Raw genomic sequence first — 23,002 nt, 5'->3', positions numbered from 1 at the left:
CCTCCCTCTATGAAATGAATGTACTATCCCTATATTCCACAATTCTCGTTTGATTAGACCTTGAATGGGAAGATAGTGTATAGCAACTTGATTGTAGAGGAGGACGTCGTCATGATCGCGCAACAAATCATCACATTGCTACTGATTGGCTATCTCATTTATTTGATTGATTCCAAACGAAATTACTTCCCTGTCCCGGTCATCTTGGTCTTGATTGGGATTGGTCTCTCATACATCGCCTTTTTTGATTCGGTATTCATTTCAAAAGATATAATCTTCGAGGTGTTCCTACCAGCACTTCTGTTTACATCGGCTTATCAGTTCAAATACAAAGATTTGAAAGACAATATCGGGATCATCACGATATTGAGTACGATTGGTCTTGTCTTGACAGCCATCCTGATGGGGTATGGCACGTTTTGGATCAGCGAGCTCTTCACCCCGCTCAGCCTGACCGCCTCTTTCTTATTGGCGTCCATCTTGATTCCGACCGATCCTGTTTCCGTGACAGCCATTTTAAAACGGAGTAAAGGGGAAAAACGGATTGCGGATGTTGTCGAAGGTGAATCGATGGTGAACGATGGGACGAGTGTCGTCATCTTCACGATTTTCCTCAGTATGTTCGCGACAGGAGAACAGTTCTCCACGCTCAACTTTTTAACTGAATTTTTAATTGTGTCAGCCGGAGGAATCGGCATCGGCTTCATTTTTGGATTATTACTTAAAAAATTGATGATTGTCAGCTTTAAAAAGCATGAGCTCGTCATGTTGACGATCGTCATCGCATACGGGGCATTTTATCTCGCCGACGCGCTAGAAGTATCGGGGGTCCTTGCGACCGTCACAGCCGGAATGATGCTTTCTCATGAGCTCGGCATGAAAGAGGACTACGAATCGGTCCAGCGTCACTTGAATGGATTTTGGGACATCGTCATTCCGATATTGCTCGCTCTCCTGTTCTTATTGATTGGAATCGAGGCGACCAGCTATTTGTCTGTATCGCTCTGGACGTTCGCTGTTCTTTTATTCTTGCTTTCGCTTCTGACCCGGTTCATCGTCGTCGGCGGTCTCGTTTATACTGTTCCTGTATGGCGTAGAGAATTTAAAGATGATTTAACGGCGACTTCATTACTCACGTGGTCAGGAATTAAAGGAACGATGTCGATCGCCCTCGTCCTCTGGCTAGAGGCAGAGAACATTAACGGCTCGAGCGAAATGATATCTCTCGCGTTTGCCGTCATTTTACTCTCTCTGATCTTACAAAGCATCGGGGTCTACCCATTAACGACCTATTTAACGAATAAACATGACGAGTGACGAGACCCTTCCTTAGAGAAGGGTTTTTTACATTCTGAAATTGACATCGCCCACTTTTAGTGTAAAATTACACTTATAATATACTAGGAGGTGATTCGTTGGAAAACACTTCAACACCATCCGCTGCCATCTATACGGGGATTGTGACCGTCCTGCTTGCACTCATCGCTTCGTTTCTGACTCCATCGTTCTTGAAGGTTGGCATCATCTGGGATATCGTTGCGTTCTTAGTCATCGGGATTTCGACATTCAGTTTTACATACCATTATTATCAATCAAAACGATTGACCTACTGGCAATACATTTGCTGTTATATCATCGTCTGTCTGCTCTTATTTATCGTGTTTCTCGGAATCTCGTGGATCTTGATTTTCATAAGCTCAGCGACGCTGTAAGTCAGACAAACAAAAAGGAGCGCTTATGCAAAAATCCGAATTTATTGAACAAGTCTCTCGAAAAATGAAATTGATTCGCATCGAATCCCAGTATTCACAGGAAGAGATGGCGAACTTACTTGGGATTTCAAAAAAAACACTCATCCAAATCGAGAAGGAGAGAAATGAAGCAAGCTGGTCGACGATTGTGACGCTATGCGCCTTGTTTAACGAAAGTGAGATTCTCATACACTTGATTGGTGACGACCCCGTTGAATTCGTCAAACTGATTGCGACCGAGAACACTTATGAGCCGAAAGAAAAAACACTCGGCGGACGCGTCTTTTGGCATGCAATCGAGTCAGGTCCACATTACACCCTTCAACAAAATATCATCAGCGGACATTATCGGATCATCGATCTCAACCATGTGAGGTGGTACAGCACGTTTGATGCAGAGGATGCCGAACAGGTAAGGTCGAAGTTGGAACTTCATCGTGAGGAATCAGATGACACGAAAGCATAAAGATTTGATGATGGCTTTCTGTCTAATCGTCATAACGATCGTCTACTTTTGGCTGATCCCGAAACATTGCGTATGACTACATTTGGTTCGTTGGCACAATCATTTTACTCGTACTCTCGTCTTTATCAATCACGCGCTTGATTCAATCATACCTTCCACTTTCTTTGATGAAATTCGTCCTGATTAGCGTGATTTTTTTCCTTGTACTCTGTTGTCTGTTGATTATCCTATTTTATGTCGTAGCGCTTTACCAGATGAACTATTTGTGACGAATTGGAGGTCTTTGTATGCGATTTTATGTCGGTTCAAGCTTTTCAAATATCGAAGAAGTACGGTTCATGCGTAATGAGCTCATTGCGCTCGGTCACACCCATACATACGACTGGACCCAGAACGAACGTGCCGCTTCAATCGATGCGTTACGTGCGATTGGCGAAGAAGAGGTTGCTGGAATTCAAACAGCGGACTTCATCGTCATCCTCTTGCCTGGAGGTAAAGGCGCACATGTTGAACTCGGGATTGCACTCGGAATGAACAAATCGGTCTTTTTATACGATTTGGGTGATCAGATGATGAATATGGAGGAGATGAGCACGTTTTACCATGTGGATGCGGTACAACGCTTGGAGGGACCTTTCTAGGACCTCCCCCGCCGAATCCAAGGTCGATTGGAGCTCTCTAATCACGTTTGAGCTGATGTCCTTTATTCTCACGGAATCGAGCCGGGTTGTAGCCTACCCATTCCGTGAAATGCTTGTTGCGTTAATCTATATTTAATAGGTACTTAGATTATTCAATTCTACCCAATTGCATCACCAAATGTTGAATTTCAGTATTTAAGAAATCAGTCAACTCGACTAATTCTTCCTCAGATGGAAACAAGGATACGCCTGCTACTCGATAAGTATCAGGAATCGAAGCAGTACCACCTAAAGCTAATGCATTCTTATATTGGTTCAGAGTGTCGACTGGATGTTGCCTATACTGCATATACATCCGAAGTGCAGCAATCTGAGCAAGCGCATATTCTATGTAATAGAAAGGCGTTTCAAAAAGATGAATCACGCGCAGCCACTATTTTCCTTTCAAATCACTCACATCGCTCCAATCAATCAAATCAGTCTCATATTGATCGACTAAGCGTTTGAATGTTTCATCAAATGTGTCCACGTTCTTTTCTGAATCATATAGATTATGTTGAAATTGGTCCACGATGAAAACACTTGGTAAAAATTCGATGATTAATCGAAACTGTTCTAGTTTAGCTTGAATGAAAGCTCGTTCATCTGAAAAGATTTTTGTCCGTTGGTTCATCGAAAATAGCTCTAGTGACATAGGTGCGAATTCGCCGACTTCAAACGAAATGGTCTGCGCTTCGAAAAATAGGTGTTGCTGTGAGAGATCATGGTGGATGGCATGACCCATTTCATCTATTAAAGCAATGTAGTCATCAAATCCACCGAATCGGTTCATAAAAATGAAAGATGATTTTGAGTCGGGTAAAGATTCACAAAATCCACCTTCCGCTTTATTCGGTCGAGGCGTTAGATCGAGATGGCCCTTCGCACACATGTCCCTAAACAGCTTTTCAAAGTAGGAATCGACTTCATTCAAGATTCGTTCCGTTCCACTGATTAAGTCATGCAACGAAACGGATAAATCGTGATGATTCGAAAAGGGAGAAATAAAATGAATCCCATGGCGAAAGTTTCGATTTCTTCAATTCCTTTGTCTGTAGTTGCTGGAACGAGCGGCGAAGTGGCTCAAAATGTTTACTCACTTGATTCGCAAATCGTATACAATCCTCGGCATCATAATCTAGACGACCTAGCTTCATAAAGGCTAGTTCACGATAACTCTTAGCGTTTAATCGTTGTGACTGATGTTCCCGATTTTGAATAAGACTTCTCAAGCATTCAGTGATGTCAGCTTCTGTTGAGACATACGCTTTATAAATGAGCGTAAAAGCCTGTTTTCGGATGGATTCGTCAGCATCGTATAGGTCTCCATGAAGTTCCGCAATCGACTTAGAATGATCTGTCGGGTCAGTCAATTGACCGATTATTTGCAAATACTTCTGTATAAGTTGATCCTCTTCGATCAATAAATCAACATTCTCTTCATGATAAAGATTCATCCGATTTCGCATTAGGCGCGTCACGTGATTCTCATCCTTAATAGACTGTAATATAATTCGTGAAACATGTCTTTTCAGCTCATTGAGTGCAGGTTTTATCACGGTTTGAACATGATGTTGTCTTTGATTTACTTCTTCACAATCGCTGTATCGCTGTACGTCAATGTAACTCTTCGTGACGTATTCATCATATCTCCCGATCAATATCGAATGTTTCGATATGAAGCCATCTAATTGATTGGAATCAATTTTATGAAAAGTCGCAAGTACTTGGTTCGTCTCTTTTATCTCTTTATAGTCGATCAACACTGCACCTCGATTCTTCGTTAGCTTTCTATATTATAGATGAATTATAAAATTAAGTGCGACACCCAAACGTGAACACAAAAAAGCCCATGACGCTCTCCTCGTGTAGAATGAAGTCACCACAACACACATTCAAACGGAGGAAATCGCATGAGCTACACCCACCTTACCACAACGGAACGCGTGAAAATAGAGACCTATCTGGAGCTCGGGATGTCCATCCGGTTCATCGCGAGACGGCTCGGGCGACAGCCCTCGACCGTCTCGCGGGAGATCAGACGGAACCCCGACTACGTGGCTGAACGTGCCCAGAAACGCTACGAGAAGACGAAGACCAACTGCGGCGCCAAAACGAAACTCGATGACACGATGCGCCGGACGATCGTCGAGAAGCTGCGTGCGACCTGGTCCCCGGAACAGATCGTCGGCCGTCTCTACACAGAGAAAATTGCCTTCTCCACCATCTACCGATGGATTTACGCGGGACGGATCGACGTGCCCCTGACCGTGCTCCGCCAGAAGGGGAAACGTCAAAAGCCGACCGAGACGCGCGGGCGCATCAACATCGGACTCCCCATCTCGAAACGGCCGCCAGAGGTCAGGGGGCGCCGGACGTTCGGGCACTGGGAGCTCGACACCGTCGTCTCCGGACGAGGGAAATCGAAGGCGTGCGTCGCGACGTTCATCGAGCGGAAGAGCCGGTTCTATCTCGCCCTGCCGATCGCGGACCGCACCGCGGCCTCGATGGAGGGGGCGATCCATGCGGTGCACGGCGCCCTCCCGGACGGCACGTTCGAGACGGCGACGACGGACCGTGGCAAAGAGTTCAGCGGTCACGAGCGCATCCAGGCGTCGCTCAGCGTACCGATGTATTTCGCCGACCCGTACGCATCGTGGCAACGGGGGAGCAACGAGAACGCCAACGGGCGGCCGAGAAAATACCTGACCGCACACGAGGCCTTCACCGTGGAAGTGTTGCGCTTAATTTGACAAACCGTCTATTAAATAAAACTAGGGAAGACAAAATACCGATTTTTAGGGTTCAGAACAATCGTATCTTCATGGTTCCCTTCTTTATCTTCCCACTGAATAGTCAATTCCACTTTTTCATCTTCACTTTTAAACATTGGTTCCCAAGTGTGAATGAAGATGGTGGAATTCTTTTCCCCCGTCAGGTGTTCGCTGGTATTCTCAAGCTCATGGATCAGCTCACCGTCTTTAGTGAGTTCAACCCCAACTAATGTAGCATCGTTTTCACCAAGCCAGTACACGTAACCTGTCCAGTCACCTTTTGGAGCATTCGACTCTCTATTATATTCTGCTTCCCATTGTTTAGAATTCCCGATCCATTTAGGAGGTTGATTTATAGAAAAAATGATCCAGATTGCTAAGATCGAAACAATAGATAAAATAGTGTAGGTGATCTTTTTATAGTTCATATAGTCTCCTCAAATTATCAAAGTCCTTATAAGACTTTATTTAATTTTAATTACTCTAAAACTAAGGGAATCATTGCCTCGGTTTTTGAAGTCTTGGTTATAATAATTGGCTGTATCAGAAGAAATATATACAGTTCCATTAGCTTTTCTATTTACGACAACCGAGTGAAACCATCCATTTTTACTTTTAAATTGAATGACATCTCAACGTTTGCATTACTAATGATGGTGTTTTTGTTAGTACTAGTTGTGGCGCTCATGCCTTTCTTTGTCCAATACGAGTAGAAATCCGTCACTCTTACCCATGAGGTAGATGTCTTATCTCGCACATAGCAACTATTAGACCCTGTGCAATCCATGTAGTTGTCATTAAACCAATACGTGGTCGTTTCAAGCATACCATTTTTTACAGGCGATGGTTTTACTTCCGCTTTTCCACCAGCGTGAATCGCATGTGAAACAAAATTAGTACAGTTTAAATTATAACGTTTATAGTTGGGATTGGTTTTGGTTACATATTGCCTTGCATAATCAGCCACTTTAGTTCTGTTGTATGTAGCCATGATGGAGAACTGAGGAATTTTTAGCGCTTCCTGTTCTTCTAATTCTTGTTCAAATTCTTCATTGGCAATATCACGAAGCTTAATATCTTCCTTTAAATTTTAATTATCCTAAATATCTTTAATTTTTCATTCATGCAGGAAAACTTTTGTTTTTATACGATGAATTGTTGTTTCCAATTTTTTCATAATGTGCTATCCTTTTAAAAATGATCTGACAAACGCGATGAAGAGAACAGTACATCAATGAATCTTTCGTAGAGAGCTCCGTTTGGTGAAAAGGAGTAAAGAACGTTGATTGAAACAAACCTCTGAGCAGCGCTATGGAACTCCCCCCGAGGGATGTGGCGACGGGAACTCCCGTTATAGAGTTGAGGTATAGTCCGATTCATTCGGCAGTACCGAATAAGGTTCGTGCGGTGACGTGCGGACGAACAGGGGTGGCACCACGATGAGAATCTCGTCCCCAAGAATTCGTTCTTGGGGGTGGGATTTTTTTGCGTTCCGAAAGTGATCAAAAATAGAAGGAGTGATTGACTTGAATTCGTTTCGAAAAACCTCTACGTTACTGCTCGTTAGTGTCGGAATCTCAAACCTTGGTGCCTGGATATACTTCATTGCGCTCAACTTGATTATCTTAGAGATGACTAGATCCCCTTTCGCCGTCTCGATTCTCTATGTATTAGTCCCGCTCGCCTCGCTCGTCTCGAATCTTTGGTCAGGTAGCCTGATTGACCGGGTCGATACGAGACGACTGATGATGTTACTGGATGGTCTGCGTGCGTTCCTCGTATTCAGCTTAGGCTGGATTGATTCACTGTGGCTCATCTACGGGATCGTCTTTCTTCTCAATGTGATGAGCTCGTTATTCGAATCATCGAGTCTGGTCTACATGACGCAACTCGTACCTGCCTCGAACCGACAAAAGTTCAATGCGATGAAGAACTTTGTACAGTCATCCGGGTATATTCTAGGTCCGACGATTGCAGGACTGCTCTTTCTAGTCGGGAGCCCAACATTTGCGATTTTCGTGAATGCGTTCGCACTCATCGTCTCGGTCAGTATGTTGTCGCGCCTTCCGTCTCATCATCGAACAGAAGCGTCGATTGAACCATTCTCTGTAAGTTTCATTATCGAGGATTGGAAAATGGTCGTACGATTTGCATCAAATGCCAAATACGTGACGCTCATCTATGGATTGTTCTGTGTCATGACCATCTTCATGTCTGGGCTCGATTCCTTGGAGGCGTCATTCGCGACCCAAGTTCTTCACTTGTCTGAGAGCCGATATGGGTTTCTCGTCAGTATCGCTGGGATTGGGATCATCTTTGGATCACTCATCAATTCAAGATGGAGTCACCGCTTGTCCTTATCGTTTTGTATCGGATTCGGGGCGATCATGACACCAGTCGGCTATCTCCTATTCGCAAGTTCATCCTCGTTCACAATGGCTTCCATCGGATTTTTTGTCCTGACATTCGCGCTTGCCTTTGCAAATACAGGATTCTTATCATTCTATCAACACCATGTCCCGGTCGAAATCATGGGTAGGTTCTCTGGCGCTATCAATGTGGCAGAGTCGCTACTCGTCATCCTACTCACGTTTGGGATTGGACTCCTTGCCGAAATGATTGGGATTCGCCCGGTCTATCTCGCATTCTCGATTATCTTCTTTCTTGTTGGTTGTTACACCATACATGTCATGCGCGACCGTTCGAAACGGGAGTATTTCAATCACAATCAAATCGAAGAAGTGTCTTAAGTCATGAGCCGGTCGTTTTTATGCGACCGGCTTGTTCGATTCGATGAATCGCTTCGATGATTGTGTCTGGTCGTTGTAAATGAATTTGGTGTCCTGCCTTTTCTGCGATGATGAGTTCCGATTGATTTGATAATCTCAACTGTTGATGGATCAGATCATGCCACGTCTCTTCTAGCAAGCGAATTTCAGCCTCAGGTAACCCTCCATTTATCCCTTCTTCAATCATCGCTTCAGAATCTCGACCGATGACAATTAACGGGATTGATGAAAAGGTACCCATTTGTTTGATGATTGAGGCATCGTCATGCCAAAACGATTCTTCTTCCAACATCGTTTTATACAACTGAGGAGATTGATAAAAACGCTTGAGACGTGCGAGTACATCTGATGATAAGCCTTGTTGTTCGAGTGAAAGTTCTGGCTGATGGAGTCGCTCTAATTCTTCTTTCGATAGATTTGAATAAGAACGACACATCGTCCGCCAATCTTCATCTGAATACTGACCATCCATTATAGGCGTTTCTAACTCATCTAATATTGAAAGGTTATGGGAAGTGGAATCAACGAGTACGACTCCTACTACTCTATCCAAAATAAGTTTGGCCATGTGTTGCGCGCACAGACCTCCGTAAGAATGACCGACTAATATGATTGGTTGTTTTAGCTGAAGGGCATCCAACAATTCTGTACATTCAAGAAGATGAGATGACGTTCGACTCGAGCGCATATTTATCTCGCTCTCACCATAACCTGAGCGATGATAAAGCAATACTTGATACGACTCGCTTAATTGTTCAGAAAGAGAAACCCACTCTTCGAATGAACCTCCCATTCCTGTCATCACAACGATGAGGCGTTCCCCGGAACCGAATAATCGATATTCCATGTGATATCCATTGACTTCAATCACTCTATTCATACACTCCACTGTTTAATCAGCTCAAAATCCTCTGGAAATGCAAGTTCCAATCGCTCTATTTCATGGTTCGACCACCAATCGACTTTATCGATGTCCGAGTCGATAGTTGCGGTCGCCAACCGCTCCTTACACGTTGCCAAAAAATAGTGCGTTTCGACTTGATAACTTGAGATGATGGCTCGTTTGATATGTAATCTTTGATTAATCGAAATGCGATAGCCCGTTTCTTCGAACACTTCACGCTGGCAACATTGTTCCGGCGTTTCTCCTTCTTCTAGACCGCCTGATGGTAAACTCCATTGTTGTACGTCACGATTCTTTACGAACAAGACTTTTTTTCTTCGTTGATGCATAAAGCAGCTGATCCAATCCACTGTTTCATAGTCTTATTTCCCCCTTTTCATTTTTCTGCTTGCAGGTGACGTTACGTCACCCGATATGATGGGGCTACAACCACATAAGGAGGAAATACGATGTTGAATCAAATGCAAAAGAAAACAACTCCCATTTGGACATGGAATCAGTTTGCAATTACGATGGTTCTTCTATTCGGAGTGACGCCTCTACTCATCGAGCAACACTTACACAACTTTTTAGAGCGGTCATGGGGAAACACCCTCTATTCAGGAACAAGTATCGGCCTGTTATTAGCCATAATATTTATGACCGTCCTCTATCTCGTCGCGATACGTCCTCGGACCTTATCGCTCGAAACGTTAGGACTTCGCCGCATCTCATGGAAAGACTCGGGGATGATCTTTCTATGGACAATTGTGTTAATTGTACTCAGTATCATCATCGTCGTAGTCCAATCATATTTCGGCATCGGTACGTCGAATACAAAAACAGAGAGTTTGCAAAGTGACTTGTCGATTATCTCCATACTAATTGCGTTTGGATCGGCGGCCATCATATCACCAATCTATGAAGAAATCTTTTATCGTGGGTTCTTATACCGCTTCTTTCAAGAACGATTTGGGGTCGGGATCGGGATGATAATAAGTGCTGGAATATTCACTCTCGCTCATTTACCGACGACAAACACGTTACTCGTCAATTTTGTATCGGGACTAGTATTCGCTTGGGTATATGAACGGACCAACTCTATCTATTCCAGCATGCTCATCCATGGAACCTTTAATGGGCTAGCCGTTCTATTGACTGCATTGGCGTGAGGGAATCACTCTTGATATAGTGAATCAATATAGGCAAGAATCGATGCATCGATTGGATACAGTCCTAATTCATTCGATGCATCAGTTGATTTTCGAATCTTCCAAAATGATTCAATCAATTGTTGATTGTCTCCAAATGTCTCGTCTGTTAACCAAGTCAAATCTTCTTTAAGAATTTGGGCTTCTTTTGAGGAAGGGGCGACCCCACGTTCGATTAGAATTTCGGTTCTCCGAATCAAGTTGATCCACTTTTTCGTATCATGCTCACCGTCTTCTAATTTAGGTAAACTTGCTTGCAATGAAGCAGACTCTTCTTCCGTAAAATAGTCCGTCCATTGTTTCCGGTCATTTGATTTAGCTTGGATAGTTTGCAGTTTCGTCCAATCGATTTTTTCATTTTCAAGCTTCATGGATTGAAGGAGCGTGACCGTATGGTTCTGCGCCTGCTTCAATTCCTCTATCTTTCCTTCTAACGAGGACAGATGGGCGGACAAGATGCTTGTAAGAGATTCCTCATCTAAAATTCTCCGAATCTCATCGAGCGGGACGGTCATCGATTTTAAAAGCATGATTTTTTGAAGTCGAAACATTTCGTCATCACTATAAAATCGTTTCTGTACATCGTTCGTATACGAGGGGGTGACCAAATTGATTTGGTCATAGTATCGAAGCGTACGCACAGACACGTTCAGTTTTCTTGCGACCTCTCCCGTTGAATAGTGTTTGGTCAATTTTTGACCCTCCTAACTACATATGACGTGTATGTATGAATATCTTTTGAACTGATAAATCCCTTCATCCTAATCTGAAAATAAAATTCGTGGTACATCCCCATCCATTCGCTAATCATTTCTCGTGTGAACATTTACGTCATCCTTTCGTGTACCAATCAATCGATAGTCGTCTTGGTTCTGCATAGCATCGAGAACCCCTTCCACAATCTCATCGTGTGTCAACCAACGGACAGATGCCATCTCATGCATTTCCCCTAATTGGACTTGTCGATATGTTTGTTGTGCATTGAAACATAGACAATTCTTCTCATATTCCGGATTCGCCCGGCTACCTAAAATATGTATCACCTCTGAATTTTCCGAATGATCCAAAATGAGTTGCATCGCTCTCCCTGAGCCTCGATGCACCCAGGCGATGACTCGATCAAACGGACCTCTTTGTTTCACTCCTCGCTGTAGTGCGTTAGAAAGTGCTTCCTCTTCGAGATAGTCAACAATCAGTGGATGACACGTTTCAGGATTTCGTTGTACAATGTTTGCCATTTTTTCTTTATCTCGTCCAATGATCGTGACATCCTGTTCAATCGCTAAATAAGATGTGAGTTCGGCCAACATCCCTGTCCCTCCGACAATCAATATATGTTTTCGATTCATGCCACCACCTCATTTTCCATTATACACCAATCATTCATTCTTCTTTTCCTATAGAAGTGTTCGGAAACATTCACGTCTTTTCAAAAATAAGCCTTTCATACTCGAGTGAATCACTTATAATGAATCAAGTGTTCGAATCGGTTTGAACAATCACTATTTCGGAAAATGGATAATAGTGTAACGATTTCAATTTATTTCTTTTAAGAGGAGGATACCTATGAGACTCTGGACAACGATTTCACTACAACTGATCGCACTCATCGTTGTATCGTTGGCATGTAGTATTCTATTTTCCTCTGTGCTGATCATGAATCATCTACCTGTTTGGTGGATGATCTGTATTCCGATTCTTTATCTTTCAACGTTGCTCATTCATCGCGGGTCTGGTGTACTCATTCTGTTAGGATTCGCTGCTTACTTTTTAATCACGATGCCTGTGTATGAGACTGCCGCTACTGCGCAACTATATATTTTATTACTATTAGCGATTTTGACGGGGTTGTCTTACTGGCTCCAAGTCAAGCTGTTTCATGCCCAGTTTGCACTAAAGGTTGCGGAAGCGAGGGTCAGTCAGTTAATTGCGGTCGACCCAGAGACTGGTTTTGATAACCGAGATCGGTTTTTGATGGATGTAGAGGCTGAACGGAATCGGTTGATTCGCCACGGGGAAACGTATGTGGTGTCATTCATCACATTACCGATTCTTGATGATTTTGAAAAACGGTATGGTTCATCCGAGTATGAATGGTTCTTGAACTACTTTAGTGATGAACTTCACGAAGCGACTCGACGAACAGACAAGAAATATCGAGTTGCGCAAGACACATTCGCTATGATTTTCCCTCAAACGTCAATCGAAAATGCACAAATTGTACATGAACGAATCAGACCACTACTCCTAGAGTATTCACGTCAGAGCGGAGATTCGCTCACAGTTGAATGCTCAGACAAATCGTTTGAAGTGAACTTAGAGAACGCATCCATTCGATTAGAAGAAATTCATCGGTATATAGAATCTAAAGACTAAAAAATGAGTTCATTCGTGAACTCATTTTTTGATGGAGTGAATATGAAATTCGTGTTTCTCATCCATTTCGACGATATATTGTTGATCAAGTACCATCTGAATCGGGCTCGGAATCGACAGTTTTGGTGAGAAGAGCCAAACACGCCCTCGAGGTACGAGGAGAATGTAAGTATTGTGATTTGGAGGACCTATGAAGTTCAAATGACGAGGGTCAATTGAGTTTCCATCCCTCCGTCTTACTCCAATTGTTTCAAGCTCCTGTGCGACGAGAGACGGGTCTTCTACCGTCAAACTCATCTCGCCGATTCCAAGAAACTCATTTGACGAAAAAGATTCGATGTTACTTTCCGGATTAATCGAATGTCGAGCAATCAACTCGACGATGTTCTCATCCGCGTCGTAAAAATAATGCGATGATGCATCGATCCCCTCAAAATAGATTTCGTCCTCCCCGTCTTCGGTCAAAAGCGGGACACGTGACATGATCCATTCTTTTGCTTCTTTGAATCGATTAGCCGGAATATTGATAGCGTATGGTATTGTCGCTCTTGCTCCGTTTTAGCCTCTTGAAATACCAACGCATCTTCACCTAGATTGATTCGAAAACTGGTCAGGTCTTCTTCACTGACTGATAATCCAAGTCGTTCCGTATAGAAACGTTTCATTTCGTCAAGTCGGTTCGTGTAGAGTGTGGCTTCTGTAATTCTCATAAAATCCCTCCTCGTATCCCTCATGTTCTTGCTTACCTATGTGACTTGATGGCTCGTTTGTATTTTTGGTATTCTGACCAATTCATATTCATCCCTAGTAAATCAGTGCAACAATCTTCTTTCCACGTAATCGGATTGAAACCAGTCTTTAACGCTACGTGACTCTTGCCTGAATCATCAAAATTCACAGTCAATTGAGCCACACCCTTCTCCGTATAGGTTTTAGCCAATCTCGAATTATACCGGCTGTAATGCTCACCTAGAGAAAAATATGGATGTACTGCCCACGGACATCGCTCAATTGCCATTTGAAGATACTCGCGCTCTTTATGTCGTAGCACCTTTGAAACGCTTAGACAAATCAATGCAGAAACTTCAGGTGTTGCTACTTCAATCAATCGATTCGCAACTTCAATGATTTCCTCGTCTATCTCAAAATCATTCCATCCCAAATCATATAATGCCAAGGCAAAATAGAAGGGTTTATCTGGATGGTATGAAAAGGCGGTTCGGCAAAATGCATTCACTCGATCATAATCTTCAATCCGATCCAACCGTTCGTAACCAATAAGCAAATCCCAGCGATATGATTCGGTCGGATCGAGCAGCACATAGTCAATTAACAGCTGCTCGATGTCCGGAGTGTCGCGCATGAATTGTTCAAGTTCTTTGAATCGTTTGTCGTGAACAAGTGACTCGATTCGCTCCAACATCTTCTGCTGAACCGAAGTGAGCGCTTGATTTCCTGAGTACAAATCGAAAATCAAAGATGACTTTAATTGACTCACCCAGATTTCCTCCTTTATCCGCTACGTTCAACGAGTCGGAATAGATCATCGACCCGCGACCTTGTGATACCATTCCGCTGCTCCATTGCAAGAGGATGATTTGTTGGTTCGAGTTCAATCAATGGACGTAGTCCGACTCCACGCATATGTACGTTTGTCTTTAGATTGATGGTATCTGGATAGATGGGAAGATCCGTCGATAACCAGCCGAACATCGGGCCGAGGTCTACACGAGCTGGTTCATCCCATAAATCGATGACTTTGAAAAAGTTATCCGGACTGAGTGATACCCAGACACTCCAGATGAAAGGATTGTCTTCTCCAATGATCGGGAGTTCGAGGCATCCGTTGATAAAGAAATGAGCTTCATCGAGGACGCAAATATCATCTGTCAAAATGACGCGCTTCTTCATCTCCCGTTTCGATAGGCCGTCTAACACTGATGGCATGATCGATCCAAAACCGACTCTATGTTCTATACTCGTGCCACATATCGAGCAGTTGCAATCACTCTTGTGTTTTCGTTTGAAAAGGTATCTCATAAGTACTGGCTTTCTGATTTAAGTTTAATTAATGGTATGTGAAATAAAATAATTCATTCTACACGTATTTATTTTTTTTGTAGAAAATCACGGTTTACAAGACGAATGAAGTAACCCTTGAATCAGTCTCTAACACTCGCGTCCGCGTATCATTTTTCGATAAAAACACTTCTTCTCCATTTTCATCAAAGCAATATGCGATCGGAATCGAGATTCCACAATTTCGATACGATCCATCCGCGTGACTCGTTCCGATAATCATCGCTTTTCGTTCCATCGCAATCTTTCTCGCTTCTTCCGACCACTCCGTGAATTGTTCCTCACTAAACATCCCGACCCCGATTGGAGTGAATATGATCGTCAGATGTTCATGACCCTTCAATCCTTCAACCCCCATAAAAATCTCCCTGCACAGTAAATATCCGTATTCTTCTGCTCCATCTGTGGCACTTGATGGCATGTACAAGCCCTCATTTTCAGGCGTTTTCCGTCGCGTTAACAACGTCTCGCCATTCTTATTTACAATGAGGACCCGGTCTCTATTCGTGTCATCTCGATACCCTAAAACAATCGTTGTGTCGAATTGGATTGCTAAATCACTCAGCTCATCCAATTCTCTATATGTACAATATCCCTCTGGATAGAGAATCAAGTCCACCGTAGGGTTCGACTCAATCTCTCCCTTCAGTTGCATAAGATCTTTTTCCATCTTCGGTTGTCCGATCAATATATTCATCTCTACTTGCCCGCTCTCATGATTCGTCTAGTTGGTATGTAAGTGAGGTTCTCGACCACACCTCACGAAAAAATTTGATACTTCTCTCTATATTACCATCTATCATCTGATTGATTCTTCATTGATTTTCACCACTACATTCCCAACCTTTGTCCCTTGATCGACGTATCGGTGTGCCTCGACAATCTCATCTAGCGAATAAACTGAATCAATGACGGGTTGTAGCTCTCCTGCTTCAAACAGTTCGTTTAAGAACATCAAATCCTCTTTTCGTTCGCTCGCCGGTCCCTGTCCCGCGACGGAACTGAACGCCCCGTTCTCTGCCACGTGCGTTTTGGCTAGTCGTTTATCAATTTTCCCCGAAGCGTCAAAGACGGCATCATACGTACCCAAATCACGGTCATATCCTTCTCTCGAATAGTCCACGACTACATCTGCCCCGAGCCGCTTCACGAGCTCGATATTCCGTTCATGGCAGACCGCAGTCACATGAACGCCGTAGTGCTTCGCTATCTGTACGGCTGTCGAACCGACAGCACCCGCTCCACCATAAATGAGAACGTTCGTCGCTCGCTCGATACGTGCCTTCCGTAAAAAATGTAGTGCAGTCGTCCCACCAAATGGTAGCGCCGCTGCCTCGATAAAGCTGGCATGGGCCGGCATCTGAAACACACATTTCGATTCGTTCACGCATGCAAACTCCGCATAACCACCAAAACGCATCCCAGTAAGGGCATAGACGTTTTCTCCGACCTGAAAGTTTTTCACACTGTTGCCTGTTTCTACGACGGTACCTGCCAACACGACACCGAGAATCGGTTGACGTGGTGCCTTAAAACCAACAACTAATCGCATCGGTAGTTTTCCTAATGCTGGAACGTCTAGTGCGCGGAGGCGTCGGTCACCCGAGTGGACGGCCGATGCATGGACTTGAATCAGGATCTCATTGCTTTTCGGCTTCGGTTGATGCACTTCTTGAATGACGAGTACTTCCGGTGGCCCATACGTGGTACAAATCGCAGCTTTCATATCGATTCACTCCATTCATGAATTGTCACCTCAATCTGTTATACACGTTCCCTCAAACAAGACCGTTCAGTCCATTCGACATAGAAAAACCGGATCATATCATACGATATCATCCGGTTCCTTCCTTAATGACACAGTCGAATCAACAAGGGTGAACGGATTCGAAAGGGAAGCAGCTGCGGCTTCCGATTGTGCTAGACTTGCCTCGGTCACCACCGGTTCTTGACGTCTGAGTTTAAATGCTCGCTCGAGACGGCTCGTCAACAAGTTGAAAATAAAGATGAGCGCAGCAAGTGACATGGCCGGGACGAGAAACAAGTGATTCGTCATCCATGTCATCGCAGTGAACTGTCTGAAATAATACCCGAACATCGAAGACCACTCATAGACGGTCGGCATAATCCCTTCATGTAACATGACCGTTCCTCCGAAGAAAATCCCAAACAGTGAGAGATGAATGAGCAACATGAGCGTCTGAACAAACTGTTGCATGAAGACGATCACGAGGGTTGGGACGAGATGCGGGAAAAGGTGCAATCTCACACGATGCCAGACACTGCCACCAAGCGTCTGAGCCACAATCATGAACTCTTGTTGAAGCAATTGGCGAATCTCTGTGATGAGGTATAACGTGACGGCCGGTAATCCGAGAACGACTAAGACGATTAGTTCAATCTTTACTCGATCCCATAATGGAGGCACCTGTGTCGAATCATAGAATGTCAGTGTTCCTACTAACATCATCAATGCAATTAATGAAATCGGCAGTATCAAAAAGCCGTCCAATAGCGTTTTAAAGAATTGATTTAAGCGAGTTCCCCTGAAAGCAAGGGGAATGCCAATCAATAATCCGATGACCATCCGTCCGAATGCGACGAGCGCACAGATGCCAACGGTCCACTTAAATCCTTCCACGAGCATTTGGAATAAATCATATCCCGCATTGTCCGTCCCGAGCCATTGATATTTTGACGGTTCTAATGGTGGGATTCCGATGAGTCTCCCTTCATCAGAGTAGAGCATGAGGGTTTGATCAACGTTCCCATCACGAAACACGGTATTTCCAAAACTCATCAACAATAGACCCGCTACGATGACAAAGCAGAAGAGAAAAATTGGGTCACGCATTAATACTCGACGCATCAAATCCCTCCTTTCCATGCATTCGGAATAATCCATTCAATCAGTAAATCCAATAGAAAAATCGGGATATAGATGACGAATAAGATGACCAGTAAGATCTCCATTTGCGGGTTGTAGACGGCGAATCGGAATAACCCTTGAACGTTAAATAGATATTCGACAATCAAAAGTGTCGATAAGATGGTAATGATGTTCGAACGGAAAAAGAGGTAAAACCGATAAATGATATTCGGTAATAAGTGTTTCCAAAACAGTCCACTCGGTCGAATCCCTTTCGCTTGTGCGAGTTCGAGATACGGAATGGCTTCTTGTTCATGGATATGGATGGTCAGCCATTTGATGAAGAAGAACAACGTCGTCAGTGTCAAGGTGACAATCGGGAGAAACCGAATATACTCTGCGAACCCGCCGGCCACTTCGATTCGATCGAACCCCGTCGACTTATGGATTGTAATCGCAAGAAATTGAGAAAAAATTAACCAGAATAAATCTGGTACCATCTCGAGTGTCTGACTCGTTTGGTGCAGGACGGTGCGAACCCTTCTACCGTTCCTGTAATAGAAATATGCATAGAAGAGACCAAGCGCAGTCGACACGGCGAGCGCCGTCGTAAAAATGATGACCGACTCTTTGACGAGGGGTCCAAGTTCCGGCAAAAGAGGTAAGTCTGTTTGAGCGGTGATATTGTAGTATGTAATCTCGTCAAGCTTTTGAAGTTGGTTCAGCTGTTGCTCGATACCGCTCCAATAACTCGTCAAACTAAAATCGGTCTGAACGACAAGCGTCGGTAACGCACTAATTGCGATCAAGACAAAACATGCGATGACAAGATGTGCAGATTTTCTTGCAATATAAGCCATAATAATTCGATCTCCTTTGGATGACATATCTCAATGAAAAGTGTAAAAGGATGTCCGGTTGATTGTTCATTTTCTAAAGGGAATAATATCCAAAGACACTTTCCACTGATTCTAGCACATTTATTATGTGAATAGAAACAATTTTCAGAAATCATTATGGATAATGATGTATGCTATAATGAATTTGTAGAAATATTTAGGAGGTTGAAGCATGTGGATTATTTTTGGATTGGCGGCGATTGGGGCAACGCTTATTAATTTGACTGTCTTTATGATGGAGAAGGATTATAAACTGACAATGGCAATCGCCTTATCCTTGACAGCGCTGACGTTATGCGCAGAATATAGCTTGCTAAACATGTGGGTAGAAGCTAAGGACTGGGGTGCCATAACGGATGTCGTACCTGGTATGTCGCGTGCACTGTGGTTCTTGACGATTGCGGCAATCTTTATGAATATCCTTCCAATCTTTTTAGAGAGAAAACGAAACAGGATGAAGGAATCGAAATGATTGGTAGGACGTTCAAGAAATTCCGGTCATTTGGTGCATGACAATGAATCATAAACTTATTGCGATTCTCGCTAATCCATTTGGTGTTTTCATTTTTGTCGTAATTTCACTGTCTTTGATATGGCAGGCCATACTCCGTTTCTTATCGTCTCATTATATCTTGTTCATAACCAATTTAGTCGGAGGTCTGGGTTTTATCGTCATGATGTTGTTTTTATGGCATACGTACAGAAGTCAATCATAGTAAAACGTGTTCAAAGCTATAAAATTAGCTTTGAACACGTTTTGTTTTTGAGTTTCACGCAATCAATCATCTGAACGAGTTGAGTATAATAGCTCACCGTCAAGTGAGCGCAACTCATAATCGATTCCTGATTGCATCTGCTTCGTCATCGTCGCACGACATGAAAATAGTTGTCCCGGACCATACGCAACATCCGGAATTTCCTTGAAGCCGTATGCCCGCTCGCCGAACCATAACGTCACGTTCGATGAACCCTTCGAGGACTGATCATTCACGACGTAACATTCTCCTGTCTCGACGATGTAATTCGTCGTCATACGGTCGTACGTCTCCATCCCGGCCATTCCAAGTATAGCAACTGATGCGAAAACAGCGAGAAAGACTTTTCCTAATTTCACACGATTGCGTGTCTTCCACCACTCTCTCCAGTAGATGACAAGAGATCCTAAACACAATAATCCAATGAACCAAGTGAGTACAATTTCCAACAACCGAATCACCTCGTTTTACATTACGACTTTCTTCAAAAAAGGATTCGTGTCCGCTCACAAAAAAACTCGACACATGTCGAGTTTAAGGTAATTCATACTCCAATTTTCGCTTTTGCCAAGCGACAAGGAGGATACTGATGATGACGAGTAGGAACCAGGACGACAGTTTTCCTAAATCAACGATGGCCCAACCGTTCAATTGGTCCGGATACGCCCAGCCGTTGTAGAACGTGACAATATTTTCAGCGAGCCAGATAAAGCAGGCAATCAAGAAGAATGACAGGACGACCGGCATCTCAAATCGTCGATCGTCGAGTTTATACGAGACAACCGAGCGACCGAACGCCAAAAAGATGAATGCAATCAACAGCCACCGTAGGTCTAACCAAACATGGTGCCAAAAAAAGTTGAAGTAAATGGCGATGCCAAGTCCGAAGGCGATGATTGGGTGCGGCATCTTCGTAAATCGTAAATCGAGACGACGCCATGCCTGGACGACGTAACTACCAACGCTCGCATACATAAATCCGGCATAGAGCGGGACACCCCACACTTTTGTGAACGCCTCATCCGGATAACTCCATGACCCCATCTGCACCTTGAATAATTCAAGTCCAAGACCGATGACATGGAACCAGCTGATGACCTTCACTTCTTCCATCGTCTCGAGCCCCGTCTTCACAAGGACGACTTGAACGAACAAACACCAGATGAGTAAAACGTCATATCGTGGGAGTGGTAACTCTACAAACTTTGTGACGGCAAGCGCTCCGAAGATGGCGACCGGAAAGATACAACTAAGTGCCTGTTCGTAAGCGAAGATAAAGAGATAACGTATACGTCCCATCCGTTGTCCTACCTTTCGATGTATTCATATAAAAATGAGGATTCGCCATCATAAAACCGCGGGTCAAAGACGCCGAGCCGTTCTTCGTTTGCCACGATGACGACGAACGGCGACCATTTGGTCAATGTGCGTGCCTCTTGATTCACTTCAAACAATGGTTCAAGACTCGCCTTTTCGGCACTCGTCAATTCGTATTGCAAGGTCGCTTCTTGATATATCGAATCTTGAAAGAGCGATACGTCCTCATCAGTCTTCGTAATGACCGTGAACTGAGTCGGGATAAATGAAGCCGAGAGCGCCACTTCGTCATATTCCTTTGAATAAGACTGATATAAATAGGCGCCCTGCGCACTTTGAAGCGCGACATAAAGAACGAGGGCAGCCCATGCATACCGATACGTCTTATACCGGACTTCTTGTTTACGTGTGACGAGCCAGGCGACCAAGAAGATTCCCCAATAGACAAAATCGACAATCGGAATCACACCAAATGTGATCCTCACGTCCGAGATCGGTTCGAAGTAGCCCGTTCCCCATGCATTGAACAAGTCAGATGTGTTGTGTATGAAGACAGACAACAGTGCCCACCAAAAATAGCGAATGTCCGTCACGCGAAAGAGGAGGCGAACGAGTATGTAGATGAGCAAGGCAAAGAGTGGGACGAGAAAAATCGAGTGGGTGATGCCGCGATGCCACATCTGATACATGCCTTCCGTGTCCCATAGCCGTGAAATTACATCACTGTCCGGGATTTGGCTCCCGACGAGTGTCGTGACGAACAAGGCTCGTTTTTCATGTTGTTGTAAATCCCGTTTATCGGCTGCACCGTATAGCGTCAAACCGAATAACGTATGTGTAATCGTATCCACGTTCTACCTCCATAGCGAAAGAGACACCTCCCAGTCCTGGACGATGTCTCTTCTTATTAATTCTCTTTATCCATTTTCATGGCGCGCCTTGCGACGATCGTTACGAAAATGACAGCGACAATCGGAATGATCAATGGCATCCAATTCAACATCCGCCTGTCCCCCTTCATCTAGTGTCGCAAGCAGTATAGCACATCTGCTTACTCGATGGATGAATGAATGCTTGTATATTCATAAGTAATTGCCATCTTCTCAATCGTTGCTTTCATATGATTACGAAGCGTGAACGGTTCAACCACTTCTACCTGTGACCCTAAAGAGAGCAACCAGTAAATAAATCCGTCAGAAACGGCCGCATCGAAACGGATGAGGAAGCGTTCTCCATGTTCAGAAACAGAAACGTCTTCCCCTAACTTGTCAAAGATGACCGGGAGAACGCGTTCGTCGACGGACAAAACGATTTGTTCATCAGATCCGTTATACATATTGAATGATTTTTGATAGTAATCATCAGGTAAATGATGCTTCGGACGAATGGTGCCATCTTCCACGATCTCCGAGTTGACGATGCGGTCAACCCGGTAGTTCCGCACCTCTCCGATTGATTCGTCGATCCCGATCAAGTAGTACTGCTCGTGATTCCAATGCAAATCGATCGGATTAACGACGTATCGCTCTCCGTCACGGCGGAGCGGGAACGTTCGTTTCGTCACATCGAATCCGACGACGTCTGTATATTGGAACGAGATGGCTTTCCGTTCATGAATGGCCCGTTGGATACGATCGATATGGTAAGGAATGTGTCCATGTTTTTTCTTCGGCGTCTTGATGATCGATTGTAGCGTCTTCGCTTCAGGGATACTCGTCAGCATTTGAAGTTTCTCTACAATTTCCTCGGTCACGTCTTCCGAGATAAATTTCGCTGCGACAATCGCATCGACCATCATCCGGAGTTCATGAATCTCAAATAAGCGGGCCGAATGCCAATACTTTTTGGCGAGACCATTCTTCTCCAATTCATCCTGCACTTCAAACCCCGAATTATTCAGTGCCTGGATATCGTCTTTCACCGATTTTTTTGCTAACTTAGAAGTATCTCCTATCGTTGACAAGTACTCGAGCAAATCTTCTAGTGTCTTTGGATTCGCTTCGTCCGTGTAACGTTCGAAGAAACGTCGAACTTCAAGTAACCGCTCTCGATTATTCACGGTTCTATCCCCTTTCGTTTCTCTATCTAAATTATGTATAAACAGACATTATCATTTTATTTCCACGAAATAAAGGTATTTTCCATTACAAACT

Annotated in this window: 30 protein-coding genes and 1 other annotated feature; of the genes, 9 read left to right on the top strand and 21 right to left on the bottom strand. The window is 43.9% G+C overall.

Features of this window, described 5'->3' with window-relative positions; translation table 11 throughout:
- The first annotated feature begins 111 nt into the window (after nt 1-111).
- From KNO73_RS03885 to KNO73_RS03870, 4 genes are all read left to right on the top strand, one after another.
- Nucleotides 112-1,317 (top strand): cation:proton antiporter, encoded by a 1,206-nt coding sequence (locus KNO73_RS03885; protein ID WP_078146888.1) that lies wholly within the window; start codon nt 112-114, stop codon nt 1,315-1,317.
- Between the two features lie 98 nt (nt 1,318-1,415).
- Entirely contained in the window at nt 1,416-1,712 is a 297-nt protein-coding gene (locus KNO73_RS03880; protein WP_215112078.1) for a hypothetical protein, read from the top strand.
- A 25-nt stretch (nt 1,713-1,737) separates the two neighbouring features.
- Nucleotides 1,738-2,217: a helix-turn-helix transcriptional regulator gene (locus KNO73_RS03875; protein ID WP_215112077.1), complete on the top strand. Its 480-nt coding sequence runs from the start codon at nt 1,738-1,740 to the stop codon at nt 2,215-2,217.
- Nucleotides 2,218-2,504: 287 nt separating this feature from the next.
- Nucleotides 2,505-2,858 (top strand): nucleoside 2-deoxyribosyltransferase, encoded by a 354-nt coding sequence (locus KNO73_RS03870; RefSeq protein ID WP_215112076.1) that lies wholly within the window; start codon nt 2,505-2,507, stop codon nt 2,856-2,858.
- Nucleotides 2,859-3,006: 148 nt separating this feature from the next.
- Here the strand turns inward: KNO73_RS03870 and KNO73_RS03865 are convergent, their stop codons facing one another.
- Genes KNO73_RS03865 through KNO73_RS03855 form a run of 3 tightly spaced genes read right to left on the bottom strand, consistent with a single transcriptional unit; the run spans nt 3,007 to nt 4,378 of the window.
- Nucleotides 3,007-3,282, bottom strand: coding sequence for a M3 family metallopeptidase (locus KNO73_RS03865; RefSeq protein WP_215112075.1), 276 nt, complete (start codon nt 3,280-3,282; stop codon nt 3,007-3,009).
- Nucleotides 3,283-3,291: 9 nt separating this feature from the next.
- A complete protein-coding gene (locus tag KNO73_RS03860) occupies nt 3,292-3,864 on the bottom strand; it encodes a M3 family metallopeptidase (protein ID WP_215112074.1) in 573 nt (190 codons plus the stop codon).
- Nucleotides 3,857-4,378 (bottom strand): M3 family metallopeptidase, encoded by a 522-nt coding sequence (locus KNO73_RS03855; protein ID WP_215112073.1) that lies wholly within the window; start codon nt 4,376-4,378, stop codon nt 3,857-3,859. Before KNO73_RS03855 ends, KNO73_RS03860 begins: the two co-directional genes overlap by 8 nt.
- Before the next feature lie 432 nt (nt 4,379-4,810).
- Between KNO73_RS03855 and KNO73_RS03850 the strand changes: the two genes are divergently transcribed.
- A complete protein-coding gene (locus KNO73_RS03850; RefSeq protein WP_215112072.1) occupies nt 4,811-5,650 on the top strand; it encodes an IS30 family transposase in 840 nt (279 codons plus the stop codon).
- Between the two features lie 11 nt (nt 5,651-5,661).
- On the opposite strand, the gene KNO73_RS03845 is transcribed toward KNO73_RS03850, so the two are convergent.
- A complete protein-coding gene (locus KNO73_RS03845; protein ID WP_214688764.1) occupies nt 5,662-6,099 on the bottom strand; it encodes a hypothetical protein in 438 nt (145 codons plus the stop codon).
- Between the two features lie 152 nt (nt 6,100-6,251).
- The gene (locus KNO73_RS03840; protein WP_215112071.1) at nt 6,252-6,662 is read right to left on the bottom strand and encodes an amidase domain-containing protein; all 411 of its coding nucleotides are present in this window, start codon (nt 6,660-6,662) and stop codon (nt 6,252-6,254) included.
- Nucleotides 6,663-6,876: 214 nt separating this feature from the next.
- Nucleotides 6,877-7,130: a binding site (T-box leader), on the top strand.
- Nucleotides 7,131-7,197: 67 nt separating this feature from the next.
- Between KNO73_RS03840 and KNO73_RS03835 the strand changes: the two genes are divergently transcribed.
- A complete protein-coding gene (locus tag KNO73_RS03835) occupies nt 7,198-8,421 on the top strand; it encodes an MFS transporter (RefSeq protein ID WP_214812541.1) in 1,224 nt (407 codons plus the stop codon).
- Between the two features lies 1 nt (nt 8,422).
- On the opposite strand, the gene KNO73_RS03830 is transcribed toward KNO73_RS03835, so the two are convergent.
- A complete protein-coding gene (locus KNO73_RS03830; RefSeq protein ID WP_214812539.1) occupies nt 8,423-9,340 on the bottom strand; it encodes an alpha/beta fold hydrolase in 918 nt (305 codons plus the stop codon).
- On the bottom strand, nt 9,337-9,693 hold the full coding sequence (locus tag KNO73_RS03825; RefSeq protein WP_215112070.1) for an NUDIX domain-containing protein: 357 nt from the start codon (nt 9,691-9,693) through the stop codon (nt 9,337-9,339). Before KNO73_RS03825 ends, KNO73_RS03830 begins: the two co-directional genes overlap by 4 nt.
- Nucleotides 9,694-9,813: 120 nt before the next feature.
- Here KNO73_RS03825 and KNO73_RS03820 point away from each other — a divergent pair, with 120 nt between their 5' ends.
- Nucleotides 9,814-10,515 carry a CPBP family intramembrane glutamic endopeptidase gene (locus KNO73_RS03820; protein ID WP_215112069.1) on the top strand — a complete coding sequence of 234 codons (702 nt, stop codon included), beginning with the start codon at nt 9,814-9,816 and terminating at the stop codon, nt 10,513-10,515.
- 5 nt (nt 10,516-10,520) lie between these two features.
- Here KNO73_RS03820 and KNO73_RS03815 read toward each other — a convergent pair whose 3' ends face one another.
- Nucleotides 10,521-11,246, bottom strand: a complete 726-nt coding sequence (locus KNO73_RS03815) for a MerR family transcriptional regulator (RefSeq protein ID WP_215112068.1) — start codon at nt 11,244-11,246, stop codon at nt 10,521-10,523.
- A gap of 111 nt (nt 11,247-11,357) precedes the next feature.
- Nucleotides 11,358-11,903, bottom strand: coding sequence for a Rossmann-fold NAD(P)-binding domain-containing protein (locus KNO73_RS03810; RefSeq protein WP_215112067.1), 546 nt, complete (start codon nt 11,901-11,903; stop codon nt 11,358-11,360).
- A 217-nt stretch (nt 11,904-12,120) separates the two neighbouring features.
- Between KNO73_RS03810 and KNO73_RS03805 the strand changes: the two genes are divergently transcribed.
- Complete coding sequence (locus KNO73_RS03805; RefSeq protein WP_215112066.1) at nt 12,121-12,930, top strand: GGDEF domain-containing protein; 810 nt, start codon at nt 12,121-12,123, stop codon at nt 12,928-12,930.
- A 21-nt stretch (nt 12,931-12,951) separates the two neighbouring features.
- Here the strand turns inward: KNO73_RS03805 and KNO73_RS03800 are convergent, their stop codons facing one another.
- The 8 genes from KNO73_RS03800 to KNO73_RS03765 all read right to left on the bottom strand — a co-directional run bounded on the left by KNO73_RS03800 (nt 12,952) and on the right by KNO73_RS03765 (nt 18,738).
- Nucleotides 12,952-13,413, bottom strand: a complete 462-nt coding sequence (locus KNO73_RS03800; protein ID WP_215112065.1) for a hypothetical protein — start codon at nt 13,411-13,413, stop codon at nt 12,952-12,954.
- Nucleotides 13,392-13,640, bottom strand: coding sequence for a VOC family protein (locus tag KNO73_RS03795; protein ID WP_215112064.1), 249 nt, complete (start codon nt 13,638-13,640; stop codon nt 13,392-13,394). The genes KNO73_RS03800 and KNO73_RS03795 overlap by 22 nt, the downstream gene beginning before the upstream one ends.
- 32 nt (nt 13,641-13,672) lie before the next feature.
- The gene (locus KNO73_RS03790; protein WP_215112063.1) at nt 13,673-14,428 is read right to left on the bottom strand and encodes a hypothetical protein; all 756 of its coding nucleotides are present in this window, start codon (nt 14,426-14,428) and stop codon (nt 13,673-13,675) included.
- Between the two features lie 14 nt (nt 14,429-14,442).
- Nucleotides 14,443-14,970: a DUF2199 domain-containing protein gene (locus KNO73_RS03785; protein WP_285222490.1), complete on the bottom strand. Its 528-nt coding sequence runs from the start codon at nt 14,968-14,970 to the stop codon at nt 14,443-14,445.
- A 94-nt stretch (nt 14,971-15,064) separates the two neighbouring features.
- Nucleotides 15,065-15,679 (bottom strand): hypothetical protein, encoded by a 615-nt coding sequence (locus tag KNO73_RS03780; protein ID WP_251024837.1) that lies wholly within the window; start codon nt 15,677-15,679, stop codon nt 15,065-15,067.
- Between the two features lie 129 nt (nt 15,680-15,808).
- Entirely contained in the window at nt 15,809-16,735 is a 927-nt protein-coding gene (locus KNO73_RS03775) for an NAD(P)-dependent alcohol dehydrogenase (RefSeq protein ID WP_215112061.1), read from the bottom strand.
- Between the two features lie 99 nt (nt 16,736-16,834).
- The gene (locus KNO73_RS03770) at nt 16,835-17,878 is read right to left on the bottom strand and encodes an ABC transporter permease (RefSeq protein WP_211781230.1); all 1,044 of its coding nucleotides are present in this window, start codon (nt 17,876-17,878) and stop codon (nt 16,835-16,837) included.
- Nucleotides 17,878-18,738 carry an ABC transporter permease subunit gene (locus KNO73_RS03765; RefSeq protein ID WP_215112060.1) on the bottom strand — a complete coding sequence of 287 codons (861 nt, stop codon included), beginning with the start codon at nt 18,736-18,738 and terminating at the stop codon, nt 17,878-17,880. Before KNO73_RS03765 ends, KNO73_RS03770 begins: the two co-directional genes overlap by 1 nt.
- 211 nt (nt 18,739-18,949) lie before the next feature.
- Here KNO73_RS03765 and KNO73_RS03760 point away from each other — a divergent pair, with 211 nt between their 5' ends.
- Nucleotides 18,950-19,249: a hypothetical protein gene (locus tag KNO73_RS03760; RefSeq protein ID WP_215112059.1), complete on the top strand. Its 300-nt coding sequence runs from the start codon at nt 18,950-18,952 to the stop codon at nt 19,247-19,249.
- A gap of 306 nt (nt 19,250-19,555) precedes the next feature.
- Here the strand turns inward: KNO73_RS03760 and KNO73_RS03755 are convergent, their stop codons facing one another.
- The 4 genes from KNO73_RS03755 to KNO73_RS03740 all read right to left on the bottom strand — a co-directional run bounded on the left by KNO73_RS03755 (nt 19,556) and on the right by KNO73_RS03740 (nt 22,908).
- Nucleotides 19,556-19,981 carry a hypothetical protein gene (locus tag KNO73_RS03755; RefSeq protein WP_215112058.1) on the bottom strand — a complete coding sequence of 142 codons (426 nt, stop codon included), beginning with the start codon at nt 19,979-19,981 and terminating at the stop codon, nt 19,556-19,558.
- 85 nt (nt 19,982-20,066) lie between these two features.
- Nucleotides 20,067-20,831, bottom strand: a complete 765-nt coding sequence (locus tag KNO73_RS03750) for a DUF817 domain-containing protein (RefSeq protein ID WP_074037060.1) — start codon at nt 20,829-20,831, stop codon at nt 20,067-20,069.
- 8 nt (nt 20,832-20,839) lie between these two features.
- Nucleotides 20,840-21,700 carry a metal-dependent hydrolase gene (locus KNO73_RS03745; protein WP_215112057.1) on the bottom strand — a complete coding sequence of 287 codons (861 nt, stop codon included), beginning with the start codon at nt 21,698-21,700 and terminating at the stop codon, nt 20,840-20,842.
- 200 nt (nt 21,701-21,900) lie between these two features.
- Nucleotides 21,901-22,908: a helix-turn-helix transcriptional regulator gene (locus KNO73_RS03740; protein ID WP_215112056.1), complete on the bottom strand. Its 1,008-nt coding sequence runs from the start codon at nt 22,906-22,908 to the stop codon at nt 21,901-21,903.
- Nucleotides 22,909-23,002: the final 94 nt, after the last annotated feature.

The organism is Exiguobacterium sp. s83 (assembly GCF_018617095.1).
In the GTDB taxonomy this organism is placed as follows: Bacteria; Bacillota; Bacilli; order Exiguobacteriales; family Exiguobacteriaceae; genus Exiguobacterium; species Exiguobacterium profundum.
The sequence above is the reverse complement of the archived record's forward strand: the minus strand, read 5'-3'. Positions and strand labels throughout refer to the sequence as shown.